The following is a 14,835-nucleotide window of genomic DNA, read 5'->3' on the forward strand; positions in this document are numbered from 1 at the left end:
GAGTAGGACAGATGAACAACCGATCGATGCGTGAACTCCTCGGCCCCGTCGCGGCCGTGGCGCTCATCGCACAGCTCAACCCAGACCTGCCCGCGCCCGGCATCGAGTTCGCCGCCATCTTCTACGACGGCGTGGAGTACGGCATGGGCGTCCGGCTGCACATGCACCGGCCCCAAGAGGGCGTCTACGAGCGATGGGCGCACCTGATCGGCAGCAACGACCCGGACTCACATACCAATCCGGCCACGACGGCCCAGGGCAACCTGTGCCGCCGCACCTACGGCAGCTACGCGGACATCCCCGTCGAGGCCGTCGCCTACGTGCCGCAGGCCGCGCCCCGAGCCGCCAACCACTGGGCGTTGGCACTCGGCGAGCCCGCCGCCTGATCTCGGCCGCTTCCCACCCCAACCCACAGAAGGACAGCCATGAACAAGAAGCTCCTCATCGAGGACGTCGCCGCCAAGATCGGCTCCCGGACCGTCGCCGCAGAGGCGGTGGAGGCCGTCTTCGACTCGATCGTCCGCGCGGTGGCCGAGGGGAAGCGGGTCAGCGTGACCGGCTTCGGCTCGATCGAACCCGTGGAGCGTCCGGCGCGACTCGCGCACAACCCGCAGACCGGAGAGCGGGTGAAGGTGGAGGCCACCCGGGCGGTCCGCTTCCGCCCCGGAGCGTCCTTCAAGGCCCTGGTCGACGGCACCAAGCCGCTCCCGGAAGAGGGCAGCGCCATCAAGAAGGCCCCGAAGACGCCTCGCACCTGACCTGCACGCCGTTGCCGCCCCGGGAGGACCCGGGGCGGCCCGAACCCGGAGCGAACAGTGACCGCTCACGTCGTGCAGTTCAGCGGCGGCATCGGCAGCTTCGCAGCCGCCGTCCGCGTCGCCGAGAAGCACGGAACCGACGACCTCACCCTCCTCATCGCCGACACGGGCATTGAGGATCACGACCTGTGGAGATTCGCTGACGACACCAGCCGTCTGCTGGGGGTGCCGCTGACCAAGGTGGCGGACGGGCGCACGCCCTGGCAGGTGTTCCGAGACAAGAAGTTCCTGGGGAACGACCGACTCGCGCCATGCACCCGGGCGTTGAAGCAAATCCCGTGCCGCGCGTGGATGGAGGCGCACAGGGACCCCGCCCACACGCTCGTGTACGTCGGAATCGAACCTACGGTGCGCGACAGGGCCCGCATACCCGCCATCGCCCGCGCCTGGAAGCCGTGGCGCACCCGCTTCCCCCTGTGCTCGAAGTGGGAACCGCCGCGCACCAAGAGCGAACTGCTCCAGGAGGCGCGCGCACTGGGCGTCGCTCCGCCGCGCCTGTACGAGCTGGGCTTCTCCCACAACAACTGCGGAGGGACATGCGTCCGGGCGGGGATGCGTCAGTGGAGGCACCTCCTCGAGGTCATGCCCGACCGGTACGCCTACGCCGAGGCGCAGGAAGAGGACCTGCGCCGGCTGCTGGGGCCCGTCACGATCCTCCGGCAGCGACGCAAGGGCGTCGCCCGCTCCCTGCCCCTGGCCGAGCTCCGGCGAGCGCACCAGGTGGCGCCCATGCTGCCCGACGAACGAGAAGCGACCACTGTCGACCGCGACGAGCTGATGAACGAAGAGGTGTGCTGATGCACGAGGAGATAGCCGAGCGGGTCTGGGAAGCGGTCGGACGCTGGGTGGAGGGGCGGCGCGAAGAGTCCGTGCAGATCCTCGCCACGCTGTCGGAGACGCAGACGCCTTCGATGATGTACGGGGTGGCCCTGGGCATCGCCACCGTCGCCAAGGCCGCGCTGACGAAGATGCACGGAAGCCATGGCCACGCCTGCTTCTGGGGGATCAGGACTGCTGACGGGTCGCGGCCGGAGGACACCGTCCCCCCGCATCATCTGTTCGCCGCACGCTTCATCGCCGCCTACCTCAACGACGACACGGACACCACGCTGGCTCTCTATGACGCCGCCTACAGGTCCGATGACCCGGACCTGTGGCCCGCGTGCATGCACACGCTCCTCGCCGCAACCGGGGAAGCCGTGATCGCGGCCACGCCGGGGGCTGATCGGTGACCGGCGCCGCCACATACTCAGCGGACGGGCTGCGCGATGACGTCGCCGACCCGGCGACCTGGAGCGTCCGGGTATGCGCCCACCGCTGCTCGACGTGCATCTTCCGGTCGGGCAACCTCATGAACCTGGAGCCGGGCCGGGTCGCGGGCATGGTCAAGAAGGCCGTGGCCAACGAAGGGCACATCGTCTGCCACAAGACGCTCGGCACGGACACGCCCGCCATCTGCGAGGGGTTCGCCAACCACCCCAGAGGGCGGGTGGCCTCCCTGGCACTTCGACTCGCCCGAGCCGGGGTGCTGAGGATCGTCCCCGTGAAGCCGGACCGGGAGAGCGGGTCGTGACCGGACTGCTCTGCGCGCTCGTCCTCCTCGGCTGGCTGGCCGGGGCCGTCATCCTGACTGCCTCCGTCACCGGGCTGCTGGCCGACGAACCGCTGCTGCGCCTGGCCGCGCAACTCATGCCCGTCGCTGTGGCGCTGTACCTCGCTGTCGTCATCGTCTTCTGGCCTGCGGCCGTCGCCGCCAGGGCCGTCGACGCGCTGGTGAACCGGGACCGCCCATGACCCACATACGAACCGGCCGCATCTTCGCGGCCTGCCACCCGCAGGACACCGGTCGCATCCGCATCGTGGAGTACGAAGAGGGGGACCCGCGCGCCCTGGTCGCCGACGCGGCCACCGGGCTTCGCCAGCGCCTCATCCTCGTGTCGAGCCTGCACCCCACGGCGGTCACCGGGACGGGAAGCAGACGCAAGAGCGGATACGCGCCCGAGGACGTGACCGCGGTGACCAAGCCGCCGGCGCGCGGAGAGGTTGCTGCTGAGACGACGGACTGGTTCGACGGGATGCCGGGGCGACGGTTCCGCGTGGCACTGCCCCCGCGGCTGCTGCTCCTCAACTCCAACCAGCGGCTCCACCATCACCGTCGCGCCGACATCACCAGAGTTCTGCGGCGCGCCGCCTGGGCGGCTTCGCGGGCAGTGCCGCATCTGGAGAGGGCTCACATCGTCGGCGTGCTGCACCCCGAGGACCGACAGCGACGCGACCCGGCCAACTGGTATCCCAGCTTCAAGGCGTGCGTGGACGGACTCGTGGACCAAGGAGTCCTGGACGACGACGACCACACGCGTGTCATCGGCCCGGACATGAGGATCGGGCACGTGGTCACCGGGTCCCGCCTCGTCCTTCACATCAGAGAGCTGGCCCCGCCGGAAACGCCCGCTGAGCTGCGGAAATAGTTCAACCCCTGACAACAAAATTCCCCCGAAATCTTGCAAACCCCCCTAATGCATATAGAATAGAACCAGAACGAAGGGGGGAGCCCCACCCGAACTCCGCCCGGCGGCCGGTGACATGCAAACCCGGCCGCCGGGCGGACCTACACCAAGGAGGACACGCGTGACACCGGTCGACCCCTGTCGGATCGCGGATCGTCAGGTCTGCCTGGCCACCCGCAATCTCTCACGCGCCGTACTGCGGCGCCTGACGGTCACCGCAGCCGGGATCGAGCCGCGCATCAAGACGATCGTCGCCACCCAGTCCGGCGGACCCGGAAGCTACGCCCTGTGGCGCCTGCACGGCGACGACGGGCGACTCCTCCTCCAGTTCGACCTGCTCAAGGAACCGGGGGCCGTGTGGGCCAGCCTCACCGGCGACGTGTCCTTCCTTGCCCGCCTGGCCGACCTTCGCACCCACCCGCCCGGCTACTTCTACGTCCACCCGCTGCCGGACCCCCGCGACATTGCCATCCCTCTGCCTTCCAACCCCCGGGGTCTCGCCCCGCGCACGATTGGACCGCTCAACGCGACGGCCCTCGTCGTGGACTTCCCCGAGAGCTAACCCCCTTCCCCTGTCCTCAGCATGGGCGCACCGCTCCCCGAATGCACATAGAAAAGAAGCATTCGGCGATGCGCCCCGAACTGGAGATCCCATGCCTGCCCGCCCCGAGCCGCCGGTCATCAATACGCCGGAACACCACTTCGGCGCGATGTTCCTGGTCATCGCCACCCGCCAGCCCGACGACGCGACGCTTCGCGCCGCCGCGAACCTCATCGACAGCGCCGCAACCGCGTCCTGGGCACTGCGGCCGGACAGCCTCGTGACGCTCGCCCAAGACCAGTACCGCCAGCTCCTGGACTACACCGCCGCGCCCCAGGTCCTCGACCTGGCTCTGTACCTCGGCGGCGACAGGAAGCAGATCCGCACCCTCATGGATCACATCGGCCGAGAGATCGCCGAACTCCTCGTCCACTACCCGGCACCTCAGCCACGGGACTGACCACCCGCCGACGCGATCACGAAGGAGAGACGCCGTGACCAGCTCGCCACAGCAGACGTGGTGGGTCATCTACCGCGAACCCAACCCCGCCGAAGTCGAGGTCGTAGCGGTCGAACCCCCGCCCGATGACGAAGCCGCCCACGACAGGCGGTGCGCCGAGCTGCAAGAAGCCCAACAGCACGCCTACGTCGTCACCGCGCCCGACGCGGACGCCGCTGGCGACATCGCCCTGCGCGTCTGGGCGGAAGAACTCGTCGCCAGCCCCGCGCGGTTGGCCGCCGCCAACGCCTACCTCGCCGCCAACGCCCGCACCGAATAGACCCCTTGGAGATCAGCATGCACACCATCGCGTCGGAGATCCTGTGCGCCGCCCTCGTGGCCCGTCTGGGCGTGCACCCCGTGGCCGCCGAGAGCGCCCTGCTCGCCACCCTTGAGTACTTCCACGCCCAGTCCCACGAGCCCGCCGTCGCTCGCGCCGGCTTCACGCCCGCCGAGTACATGCAGACCGCCATGCGGACGCCCCGCTTCAAGGCCACCCTCACCGCCAGCGCGCTCCTGGCCGACGGCCGGGAAGCCGACGCCCGCCTGAGCTGGGAGGCGTACGTGCAGCGGGAGATCGCCGTCGCAGAGCGAGCCCACCAGGCCGTTCCGCCGACCGCCCTCCTCGGCGACACCGACGCCATGCACCGCGTCGGACGACGTCTCGGTCTCAGCGACGAGCAGACCGACCAGTTCATCCCGGGCATCGTGCTCACGCTCGCCGCCGGATACCCGTACCGCGCGCCCGACCAGCAGCACCTGAGCCTCACCGACATCCTCGCCCAGGTCGCCACCGAAGAACTGACCGAACTGCTCAGGCACACCGCCCTGTCGGCGGCGGGGCGCTCTGAGGAAGCCGCCGCCGCCCTGCGCCGCATGCAGCGCGGAGCACGCTGACCCCCCTGTGCGGCGGCCCGTGCAACGGGCGGGCCGCCGCACAGCCACGCCCCGACCATCACCGTCCTGGAGGACCGCATGAGCCAGCTCGACCTGTTCGCCGACGCCGACGTTCCCGACGAACCCCCGTCCCCGCCCATCCCCGCGGCGACCCGCAGGTACCTCACCGACCTCCCGCCGGCGCCCGCCCCCGTCACCACCTCGCCCGAGGCCCGCCCCAAGCTGGCCACGGTCAAGCCCAGGCTGGGCCACTACCGCCCCTCGTTGAGCAACCCGCACCAGACCGCCTTCGACATAGCCGAAGCCGTCAGCTACGCCTGGCACCACGCGCAAGGCGGGGCGAGCATCGAGATTCCCATGGGCGTGGTGGCCACGCTCGCCCTGTGGCCCCTGCGCGGCCCGGACGCCTACCTCGCCGCCGACTGGTGGCTCAGCCTCGACGACGACCAGCTCCTCACAGCCTTCCGCGAGTGCTGGGCGCGCTGGTGGATCATGCGCCCGGACCTGATCGACCGAGCCACGCCACTGCACAAGTGGATCGAGGACGAGAAGCCCGGCCCGACACGCGCCCGCGCCGTCAGGGCAGTGGTGGAGGCCGCGCTCACCCGAGGGCTGCTCCACCTGACCAGCAGCGACGACGCGTACTCCCGTTCAACCACGGATGTGATGGGCGCCCTGCTGGCCATCATGCGGTCGAAGGGAGCCCACGACGCTCTCGCGGAGGTCCACACGCCTCCCGAGGTCGCCGAACTGATGGCGCGGATGCTGCTCGATGACATGCCGCTCAAGCCGGGGATGAAGTTCGACGAGCCAGCGGGTGGAACCGGTGGGATGTACCGCGCGGCCGTCCAGGTCATGCGGGACAAGAACATCGACCCCCACGAGTTCGGATGGTGCCTGACCGACATCGACGAACTCGCGGCGGCCGGTGCGGCCGTCAACGCCATCATCTGGGACCTCGGTCCGCACGTCCTGATCGCCTGCGGTGACACCCTGCACGACGGCGACGTGACGGCGAAAGCGGCCCAGCAGGCTCGCGAGGCCATCGAGCGGCGTGACGATCTGCATGCGCAGGCCGCCATCCTCGCGGCGATCCAGAAGGTCGAGGCGCTGGTGCGCGGAGTGGCTGCCTGACCAGGGCAGACGCCGCCGAAATCTCTTGTAGGAGATCTTGACCTTGCCCTGAATGCATATAGAATAGAACCAGCGAAGGGAAGGGGTTCCGATGACCTACAAGCGAGGCGACCGCATCGCGCTCGTCCACACCACCGATCCGCACACCGACCTCACCGAAGGAGACGAGGGAACCGTTCGCCGGTACGACGCCAACCTCGCCCAGCTCTCCGTCGACTGGGACAGCGGCTCCACGCTCTCGATGCTCCTGGACGACGGCGACGAGGTGCGCCCCGCGTAACCCCGTCGGGCCCGTCCCGCACCGGGACGGGCCCGACACCCCATCAGCAGACCTCTTGGAGACACGCCCCATGCTCATCACCGACGCCGCAGTCCGAGAAACGGCGGCCACCGTTGCCCAGAGACTCGGAGGAGACTGGACTCTCGACCCCGAAGCGCCCGCCGACGGCGCGGCCCACCTGATCTACAGCGACGGACGAGCCATCAGCTTCCGCCCCATCTTCGGCGGAGCAACCGTCCAGCTCTGGATCACCGGCAACGCCGCGCCCACCCTCCCCGCCGGCGCCAGCCCGGCTGAACGCGCCGCCCACGAGGCCCACGTCGCCGTGCGCCTTCCCGAAGGCCACCGCTACAACAAGGCGACCACGCTCGTCACAGACGAAGAGGAGGAACCGGCGGTCATCATCCTGCGCACTCTCGAAGACCTCCTCCCGGCCTTCGAGCACAAGCCTCGCTACGTCGGCCACAAGCCGTGGATAGACCTCTTCGACAACGCCCTCGCGGCCGTCACCGCCGAGCGCGCCCCCTCCCCAGCCGCCACCACCACCGGGGAAGACCCGGACCCCGAACCGGAGGTCGAGAGGGAGTCGGAGGCCGCCTCCGAGCCTGAGCCGGAGGTCGAGCCGGAGCCCGAGGCGGAGCAGGAGCCGGAAGTCGACCCCGAGCCGGAGCCCGAGGCGACGCCAGAGGTCGCGCCCGAGCCGGACCCTGAGCCGGAGCCCGACCCCCACCCGGAGGCCGAGCCCAAGCCGGAGCCCGAGCCGGACGGTGACTCCGAACCCGCCCCAGCGGAAACGGCCAGCAGTCCGGCCGACGAGCAGCCGGAAGCCGCCGCGGCTCGGCGTCCGCGCAAGCGCACGTCCAGGCGGCGCCCCAAGACCAGCACCAACTGACCCGTACAACTCGACAAGGGGCGCGGCAACGCCGCGCCCCCCCGGAGTGCCATGAGTAACGACACCGGAGCCATAGCCCGTCAGCGCCACTACACCAGTCTCCGGAACGCCGACAGGGAAGTCCTCCGTGGCACCTGGTCCATCGGATACGGCGACCCCGGCTTCACCACGCAGTTCGGCACACCGCCGGAACCCAGCGAACATCACTCGGCAACATCCATACGCAAGATCATCACGGACGCCCTATGGCTGCACCGCGGCGCCTGCCTCGCCTGCCCCTGGGAGGGGCCAGACCGGCGACGCCGAGACGCGGCGATTGAAGACGCCCACGACCACACCCATCCCGAATGGCGCAGTCTCCCGATCATGGACCGGGCGAGCGGCAGAGGGGCGAGGATGTGGTGGCAGCACGTCAGGGCGAGGTACCCGCAGGGTTGGTTCGACGCCGGCGGGCCGCTTCGGCTCTACGCTGAACCGCCCTTCGACCGGCATGAGGCCGGGGCCGCCCCCGGTGGCGGATTCATCCTCCATACGACACGCCGTAAGTCGAAGCCGTCCAGCGCCATCCAGCTCGCCCTGGAATAGGTCGGATCAGCCGGGTAGAGTGACGGCACGACGTCTGGCCTGCATAAACGGCCACAGAGGCTCTTCCCCGGTTCCGGGGCGGGGCCTCTTCGCGTTGGAAGGGTAATCCGCTGCGGAGAAGTTCGGCCACCGGCTCTGAGCTGTTGCGATCCTTCCCGGAGCACTTCACTGCGTCCCCTTGGGGACTCGTTGGGGACACGTTGGGGACACAAGGACAGGAACAGACTGACAAAGGTTCCAGCGCGCCAGCACGCGTCACGCCGTCTGAGCTGGGAGAACGCCCAAAGTCAGCGTAGAAACGCAAGGGCCGCCAAGATCCTCAAAGGACTCATAATCCGTCGGCCGTGGGTTCGAGTCCCACCCGCCCCACCGCAAGGTTCTCCCAGAGAACCGTTTCTACCTGCGGAAACGCGAGAACGGGGGCCACCGCTCCAGGGTGGCGACCCCCGTTCATCCGTTCAGACCAAGATCCAGTGGACGCACAGTGGACGCGGGGACGATTCAGTGGACAGAAGCGCCTTCACGCCACCTTCCGGCGCCTGTTCGGAGCCTGGCGACCGGGGCGGGACGCCGCTGGCGGCAGGCCGGTCGGTAGGGCCCACCCTTCGACGGTCGGGGACTCGGAGCGGGCGACCATGAAGCGCGTGAGCGAGAAGTCGGCTCGCTGCTCCTCGGGGTAGCGGTCGTTGAAGTTCTCCACACGCACCAGCTCCAGGTCGCTCGCGGAGCAGTGACCACGCCCCCACTTCACCGCTGCATTGGCGGCGTCGTCCTGACCCCGGCCGGTCAGGGTGATCACGCCGAGGAGGTCGGAGTCCGGCCGGGTCTGAGCTCCGACGGCCCAGGTGTCACCTGACTGCCTGGCGCCGTGCGCGAAGAAGACGGCGATGTCGTTCTGCCAGGCTGTCTCCGGGATCGTCAGCGGCGTGCGCACCTGGAAGGGGACGACGGACATGACCGACTCGGCCTCGGCCCGCATCATCTCGGGCAGCACGCTGGTGTACGTGTCGGAGGTGATCTGGCGCGAGGAGTGCCCCCAGCTTCTCCTGGACGACCTTGATGTCGTGCCCGGCAAGCAGGGACAGGGTGGTGGCGAGGTGCCGCAGGTCGTGAAGGCGGACCGGCGGCAGGCCCGACAGCTCGATGAGGCGGGTGAAGCGTCGGGATATCCAGTCGGGGTGCAGCGCCTCGCCATTCTCGTGCGTCCAGACCCGGCCGCTCTCGACGTAGGCGTCTCCCCACTGCTGGCGCTGCTTCTCCTGCTTCGCGCGGAAGGCGGCGAGGTTGTCCCCGGACTCCAAGCTCAGGGACAGGGTGCGAACGCTGTCGGTCTTCGGAGCTTCTCCGTACAGCTCGTACGCCACCTCGACGATCTGCTGGGAGATTCGGAGCCACAGGGCATCGAGACTGACTTCAGTCCAGGGCAGCGCGGCCATCTCGCCGCGGCGGGGGCCGAGGAAGATGAAGCTGTGCCACAGCTCGTAGAGCCAGTCGTCCTTGACGAAGTCGAGGAACTGACCGGTCAGCTCCGGTGTCCAGACCATGACCGGGCCGGGCTTCTCGCCGATGCGCTTCCAGTGCTCGATGCGCTCGGAAGTCCAGACGAGCGGCTTGGGCCGGGTGACCGCCGGCAGCTCCACGAGCTGGGCCCAGTTCCTCGGGAAGAGCTGTTCGCGCTTGACGCCCCAGGACAGAGCCGAGCTGAGGGTGTCGTTGATGCGGTGCATGGTGGCTGCGGAGGTGATCTTCCGCAGGCCCTTCTTCCCCTGCTTCCCGGCCTCGGTCGCCTTGTACACCCGCCGGGTGCGGCCGTCGACCACCCGCTGCTCGGACACCAGCAGCCCCTCCGCCTCCAGCCGGTGCAGCGTCGGATACAGGGTGCCGGGGCTGATCCGGTAGCCGTGGGAGGCCAGTTCCTCGGTCATCCACGCACCGTGGATCTCCTCCGCGGCCGCGTGATGCAGGATGTGCAGCCGCACCGCACCCCGCTGGAACTCCCGCACCCTGGCCACCTCCGGAAGTGACGAAACCGATATCGGCATCCGATCCTGCGCCGCCACTGACTTCGCCCGACTCCTCCCGCTTCCCTCGCCACGACGAACAGAACGTCGCCGAGACCGTGTACGCGACCATGCTCGGCTGCGGGTTGCCCAGTTAGGACGACCACGAGTATCCGGGGTCTCTCTTCGGTGGCACTGCTTCTAGATATGGCCGGCTGCAGTCGGCAGCCACGCGGCCATCACGGCCGCGTGGCGGCGAAGTACGGCATGGAGCCGAGGTTGGTGATCTCGATGTTCTTGCCCGTGCGCGGCGCGTGGATGGCCTTGCCGTCGCCTATGGACAGGCCGTTGTGCCGGCTGTTGTCGTACCAGTAGATGATGTCGCCGGGCTGGAGGTCGTCGAGGGCAGGCGCCTTGCAGGCGCAGCGCCGGTAGTAGTTGGGGTTGAACAGGTACGCATCCCCTTCGAACGCCCTTGCCAGCCTGATCAGTTGGGAGCTCTTCGGGTCCGACTGCACCCCGTTCAGGAGATCGTTGACGACTTGGTGGGTCATGCCTCTGGTGTTGCCGCCGTTGCGGCGGCTAGCGCGCGCGTGCTGGGGGTCTTCCCTTCGGTCCCGCGTTTCCTGTTGAGCGGTACGGCGAGCTTGCTGGAGAGAGGAGTGTCCGGGCCGAGCGGCATGTGACGGCTACTCCTCGGTGGTGTGGCGGGCCGTGCAGCAGGTAGGTCATGGGTGACCTTTCGGGAGGGTGGAGCAGCGGACAATCGGTGGGGGAAAGGCATGTCCCTCGCCGCGTGGCACGCGCACCGCTCGAGCGGGGGCGTGTGACGACTATCGCGAGGCGCGGCAATCAGTCCCGCACAGGCCGAATGTACGAGGTACGGGTACGGGATACAGAGGTACGGCGGGCGTAAGGTCAGCCCGGGCTGTGTGCGCCGCCTCGCGGACATGGGCGCGGCAGTACCGGATCAGGCATGCCGGGAAAGAAATCCCGTCCCGGGTACGGCATGATTCCTCCGCAACCACCGCGTTCCCGGGGAGAACATGCGCCACCGCCACACCGTCACTGCCATAGCGATCACCGCGCTCGCACTTACCGCCTGCTCCAGCAACGACGAGCCCGACCGCCTCACCGCCGAAGAAGTCGCGGCCGAACTTGCCGACGCAACCGGCGTCGTCGACCTCGGCGACCAGACCGACAACACCAAGTTGTGCTCCAACGAGGCTGCCGGCAAAGAGCCGCACAAGAACGACTGCGTCCAGCTCATTACCACCTACACCGTCTCGATCTACGAGTACGAGACGCCGGCGGTCGCCGCGAACTGGGTCAAGGAAATGAAGAAGGTCGGCAGCGACTGGCGGCAGGTCGACCGGTTCGCGCTCGCCTGGACGGCGCAGGAGCAGAAGAACACGTCCGACCAGCGGCGCACCGAGCTGGTCGCCGCGCTGGAGAAGCTGACAGCGAGCGAGGACTGACCGACTGCCGCTGTCTGGCCCGGCCGCAACGCCACCACGACGGCCGGGCTTCGTACTCGTGGCCGTATGTGAGATGGGGTGAGCCCCCGGCGCCGAGTGGTGCCGGGGGCTCGGTGTCGTCAGCGGGCGGCCGGGATCAGCCGAACGCCTTGACAGTGCTCCAGTCGGTGGACAGGACCGTCTTGACCGGGGCGTTGGTGTCGGTGGTGGACGGGTTGTACAGCTTCATGTTGCCGGTGGCGCCTTCGCGGGCCCACATGTCCGGGACGCCGTCCTTGTTGACGTCCGGGATACCGATCACGGCCGTGATGTTGGTCGCGGTCCAGTTCGTGCCGAACCGGACGTCGCCGTTGACCGAGTTGGCCGCCAGCTTGATCGACTCGAGGTCGACGCTGCCGGCGACCGCGCCGGGCTTGCCGTGGCGGACGTACATGTTGCCGTTGGACACGTTCCGCCACAGCAGGTCGGGCGTGTTGTCCTTGTTCATGTCCGCGATGTTGACGATGTCGCGAGCGGTGGTGGCCCAGGCGGTGCCCTCCATGAGCGTGGCGGACTGGAAGCTGCCGCCGGTGTAGCCGGAGAGGATCCAGAACGCGGTGCCCGCGCGCAGGGCGATGTCCGGGTGCTTGTCACCCGTGATGTCGCCGATCGCCTTCATCTGCGTCCACGTGGACGGCGCCGGGGCGTTGGACGGCAGCCGGATCTTCATGCGCTGGTCGACGTTGAAGGTGCCGTAGCCGTCGCCCGGGTAGAGCCAGAACTGCTTGTCCGGGGTGACGGCGAACAGGTCGGTTGACCCGTCGCCCGGGTAGATGTCGTCGTAGTGCGCGATCAGCGACGGCGTGCCCGCGGTGTTGATCCAGTGGTTCGCCGGGTCGACCTTCTTGCCGGCGGTGACGTACGAGCCGGACAGGCAGTTGTAGAGCTCACCGCCGGTGCCGGGGACGGTCGGGTCGGCGGGGGCGCCGACGCAGTTCCGCAGCCTGCCGTCCGCGTAGAGGACGAGCAGGTCGGGGATGTTGTCGCCACCCGTGTCCATCGGTCCGTCGGCGGCGTCACGCGGGGGCAGGTAGAACTTGTAGTCGCCGCGAATGCTCTGGTTGCCGTTGACGTCGTAGGCGTAGACGGTGATCGTCACCGGTCCCGCGTGCGGCGGGGTGACGTTCGTGAGGGTGACCTTGCCGTTGACCGGGGTCGGCGCGTCGACGTAGCCGTTGCCCTCGAAGGCGTAACGGAACTTGGAGGCGCCGGCGGCGGTGAAGGTGAAGTCACCGGGCTTGCCGAAGTTCACCGCCGCCCACGTCTTGCCGTCGTCGGTGGCCTCGGTGAACACCGTGCTGGTGATGTCCGGCTGCGGCGGGGCGATCGGGTCGACGGTGATCTGGCACGGCTCGCTGCCGTTCGGGAAGAAGGACGAGGTGGAGCCCGCGTCCGGGTACGTCGAGTCCTCGGACCGTACGTCCCACTTGAACAGCGTGTTCGCCGTGAGGCCCGTCAGCAGCGGATCGGTGGCCTCGATGACCATCTGGCCGTAGCCCGTGGAGGTCGGGGTGGCGACGTACTCCTTCTTGGTGGCGCTGCCGTCCTTCCAGAAGCGGAAGCGCAGCTTCGGCGGAGCGCCGTCCGGGTCGGAGCCCTTGGCCTTCAGCGTGATGGTCGTACGGCCGATCAGCGTGCTGGCGGTCGGGCCCGGCACGCACGCACCGCCCGGCGAGGACGTGCCGGAGGTCGGCTGGTTCGGCGGGCGGTTGAACTCGCCTTCGATCCGGGCACCGGTCGCGGCGAACTTGCGCCAGGTCTGGGTGTCGGTCTCGGACGTGGCCCGCATGCCGAGGGTGATGTTCGACCAGCCCTTGTCGGCGGCCTCCTGGGCCGCCGAGGTCACGGTGAACGACTCCCACGCGTCCGGGCAGGACGAGGACCAGCCGTGCGCGAAGGACTTCTTGTGCAGCACCCTCGACCAGCTCGGCTGCGCGTTCCACGTCGTACCCGAGGAGATGCCGCCCGTCAGCCAGAACTCCATCTGACGGGCGGTGCAGGACCAGGAGTGGTTGTTCACGATCTTGAACGTGGCCCAGTCGAACTTGGCGCCCTCGTAGCTGGTGGAGAACCTCATCCGCCAGAAGGAGCGGGCCAGACCGCCGGTGTCGCTCTCGTAGCCCACGCGGGCGTCGGAGGTGCCGGAGGAGAAGTTCGTACCGTTCCAGAAGCTGGAGTTCGGGTACTTCTTGTACGCCACGGTCCAGGCGAGCCAGTCGCTGTTGAGCGGCGGGTCGATGAAGAGCGGGAACTTCGTGTCCTTGTCGGTGAGCAGGCCCGTGGCCGCGACGTCCAGGTTCAGCGTCGCGGAGCCGGTGCCGTCACCCTCGAGGACGATGGGGAGCTGGGCGGACTTCGCGCCCGGCTCGATGCCCGTCAGGCCCGACAGCTTCAGCACGTCGGCCGTGGTGGCCACGGAGGTGCGCTGCGGCGTGCCCGGGGGCAGCTCGGGGTCGCGGCCGGCCGAGTCCCAGGCGAACGGGGTCGGGATGCTGCCGGCCTCCTTGCCGTCCTTGCCGAGGACCTGGATCCGGTTGGCCTTCGTGTCCTGCCGGAACACGGCCGTCTTCGAGCGCAGCCCGTACGAGACGGTCGCGAGGTCCTTGTTCTGCGCGGCCTGCTCGTCCTTGACGATGAGGAGCTGGCCGAAGCCGCCCTCGGCGCGCACGACCAGCAGCAGGTCGACACCCGGGAACACCTCGGGGTAGAGGGCGCGCGGGCCGTCGAGCACCGGCTCGGGCAGGGTGCCCGGCCAGGTGTACGCGACGGTGTGGCCGTTCAGGTCGACCTCGGCGAGGACGGTCTCGCCGGCCAGCGGGGCGCGGACGTACGAACGGTCGGCGCGGTCCGCGGACCGGGTACCGCCGGCGAAACGCACCGGCACGACCGCGTTCACCGGACGGATGCTCAGCGAACCGGCACCCTTCGTCCGGCGCAGCGTGGTGTCGATCGGCGCCCACTTGCCCTGGGCGTTCTTCGCACGCTGCGGCTGGGCGTCGATCTGGGTGCGCATCTTGCCGTTCGGCAGTGCCCAGATGAGCTGGTTCGCGGTGGTCGCCGTGTCGACGAGCACCTTCTTACCGGTACGCCGGGCTTCCGCTGCTGCGGCGGCCTCGTCGCGCGGGCCGACCTTCGCCGGTCTCGCGTCGGTCGTCCCGCCCCCTT

Annotated in this window: 19 protein-coding genes and 1 pseudogene; 16 read left to right on the plus strand and 4 right to left on the minus strand. The window is 69.0% G+C overall.

The genetic code is table 11. The annotated features are described in order from the left end of the window. Positions 1-11 precede the first annotated feature (11 nt). The 15 genes and pseudogenes from FEF34_RS26630 (at position 12) to FEF34_RS26705 (ending at position 8,153) form a co-directional block, all read left to right on the plus strand. Positions 12-386, plus strand: coding sequence for a hypothetical protein (locus FEF34_RS26630; protein WP_138055410.1), 375 nt, complete (start codon positions 12-14; stop codon positions 384-386). A gap of 39 nt (positions 387-425) precedes the next feature. Continuing rightward, positions 426-743: pseudogene (locus FEF34_RS26635) on the plus strand (HU family DNA-binding protein); the annotation flags it as partial. A 72-nt stretch (positions 744-815) separates the two neighbouring features. After that, positions 816-1,616, plus strand: a complete 801-nt coding sequence (locus tag FEF34_RS26640) for a hypothetical protein (RefSeq protein WP_199800698.1) — start codon at positions 816-818, stop codon at positions 1,614-1,616. Next, on the plus strand, positions 1,616-2,050 hold the full coding sequence (locus FEF34_RS26645) for a hypothetical protein (protein ID WP_138055412.1): 435 nt from the start codon (positions 1,616-1,618) through the stop codon (positions 2,048-2,050). The genes FEF34_RS26640 and FEF34_RS26645 overlap by 1 nt, the downstream gene beginning before the upstream one ends. Then, entirely contained in the window at positions 2,047-2,391 is a 345-nt protein-coding gene (locus FEF34_RS26650; protein ID WP_138055413.1) for a hypothetical protein, read from the plus strand. The genes FEF34_RS26645 and FEF34_RS26650 overlap by 4 nt, the downstream gene beginning before the upstream one ends. After that, complete coding sequence (locus FEF34_RS26655; RefSeq protein ID WP_138055414.1) at positions 2,388-2,612, plus strand: hypothetical protein; 225 nt, start codon at positions 2,388-2,390, stop codon at positions 2,610-2,612. The genes FEF34_RS26650 and FEF34_RS26655 overlap by 4 nt, the downstream gene beginning before the upstream one ends. After that, positions 2,609-3,286: a hypothetical protein gene (locus FEF34_RS26660; RefSeq protein ID WP_138055415.1), complete on the plus strand. Its 678-nt coding sequence runs from the start codon at positions 2,609-2,611 to the stop codon at positions 3,284-3,286. Before FEF34_RS26655 ends, FEF34_RS26660 begins: the two co-directional genes overlap by 4 nt. Positions 3,287-3,446: 160 nt before the next feature. Continuing rightward, positions 3,447-3,887 (plus strand): hypothetical protein, encoded by a 441-nt coding sequence (locus FEF34_RS26665; protein ID WP_128803098.1) that lies wholly within the window; start codon positions 3,447-3,449, stop codon positions 3,885-3,887. Between the two features lie 91 nt (positions 3,888-3,978). Next, on the plus strand, positions 3,979-4,326 hold the full coding sequence (locus FEF34_RS26670; protein ID WP_138055416.1) for a hypothetical protein: 348 nt from the start codon (positions 3,979-3,981) through the stop codon (positions 4,324-4,326). 34 nt (positions 4,327-4,360) lie between these two features. Continuing rightward, positions 4,361-4,645, plus strand: a complete 285-nt coding sequence (locus tag FEF34_RS26675) for a hypothetical protein (protein WP_138055417.1) — start codon at positions 4,361-4,363, stop codon at positions 4,643-4,645. A 17-nt stretch (positions 4,646-4,662) separates the two neighbouring features. Next, positions 4,663-5,262 (plus strand): hypothetical protein, encoded by a 600-nt coding sequence (locus FEF34_RS26680; RefSeq protein ID WP_138055418.1) that lies wholly within the window; start codon positions 4,663-4,665, stop codon positions 5,260-5,262. Between the two features lie 78 nt (positions 5,263-5,340). Then, positions 5,341-6,396 (plus strand): N-6 DNA methylase, encoded by a 1,056-nt coding sequence (locus FEF34_RS26685; RefSeq protein WP_138055419.1) that lies wholly within the window; start codon positions 5,341-5,343, stop codon positions 6,394-6,396. A gap of 91 nt (positions 6,397-6,487) precedes the next feature. Then, complete coding sequence (locus FEF34_RS26690; protein WP_128803103.1) at positions 6,488-6,676, plus strand: DUF4314 domain-containing protein; 189 nt, start codon at positions 6,488-6,490, stop codon at positions 6,674-6,676. Between the two features lie 70 nt (positions 6,677-6,746). After that, positions 6,747-7,568 (plus strand): hypothetical protein, encoded by an 822-nt coding sequence (locus FEF34_RS41480; protein WP_171053098.1) that lies wholly within the window; start codon positions 6,747-6,749, stop codon positions 7,566-7,568. Positions 7,569-7,619: 51 nt separating this feature from the next. Next, positions 7,620-8,153 carry a DUF6349 family protein gene (locus FEF34_RS26705; RefSeq protein ID WP_138055421.1) on the plus strand — a complete coding sequence of 178 codons (534 nt, stop codon included), beginning with the start codon at positions 7,620-7,622 and terminating at the stop codon, positions 8,151-8,153. A gap of 520 nt (positions 8,154-8,673) precedes the next feature. On the opposite strand, the gene FEF34_RS43190 is transcribed toward FEF34_RS26705, so the two are convergent. The 3 genes from FEF34_RS43190 to FEF34_RS43200 form a co-directional block, all read right to left on the minus strand. Beyond that, positions 8,674-8,952 (minus strand): hypothetical protein, encoded by a 279-nt coding sequence (locus FEF34_RS43190; protein ID WP_171053099.1) that lies wholly within the window; start codon positions 8,950-8,952, stop codon positions 8,674-8,676. Positions 8,953-9,001: 49 nt separating this feature from the next. Further along, the gene (locus tag FEF34_RS43195; RefSeq protein WP_171053100.1) at positions 9,002-10,156 is read right to left on the minus strand and encodes a helix-turn-helix transcriptional regulator; all 1,155 of its coding nucleotides are present in this window, start codon (positions 10,154-10,156) and stop codon (positions 9,002-9,004) included. Positions 10,157-10,392: 236 nt separating this feature from the next. Continuing rightward, a complete protein-coding gene (locus FEF34_RS43200) occupies positions 10,393-10,707 on the minus strand; it encodes an NlpC/P60 family protein (RefSeq protein ID WP_234042568.1) in 315 nt (104 codons plus the stop codon). A gap of 492 nt (positions 10,708-11,199) precedes the next feature. Between FEF34_RS43200 and FEF34_RS26720 the strand changes: the two genes are divergently transcribed. Then, on the plus strand, positions 11,200-11,631 hold the full coding sequence (locus tag FEF34_RS26720; protein ID WP_138055423.1) for a hypothetical protein: 432 nt from the start codon (positions 11,200-11,202) through the stop codon (positions 11,629-11,631). Between the two features lie 136 nt (positions 11,632-11,767). Here the strand turns inward: FEF34_RS26720 and FEF34_RS26725 are convergent, their stop codons facing one another. Next, on the minus strand, positions 11,768-14,683 hold the full coding sequence (locus FEF34_RS26725; RefSeq protein WP_234043183.1) for a DNRLRE domain-containing protein: 2,916 nt from the start codon (positions 14,681-14,683) through the stop codon (positions 11,768-11,770). Positions 14,684-14,835 lie beyond the last annotated feature (152 nt).

It is taken from the genome of Streptomyces marianii, assembly GCF_005795905.1.
GTDB classification, from domain to species: Bacteria; Actinomycetota; Actinomycetes; order Streptomycetales; family Streptomycetaceae; genus Streptomyces; species Streptomyces marianii.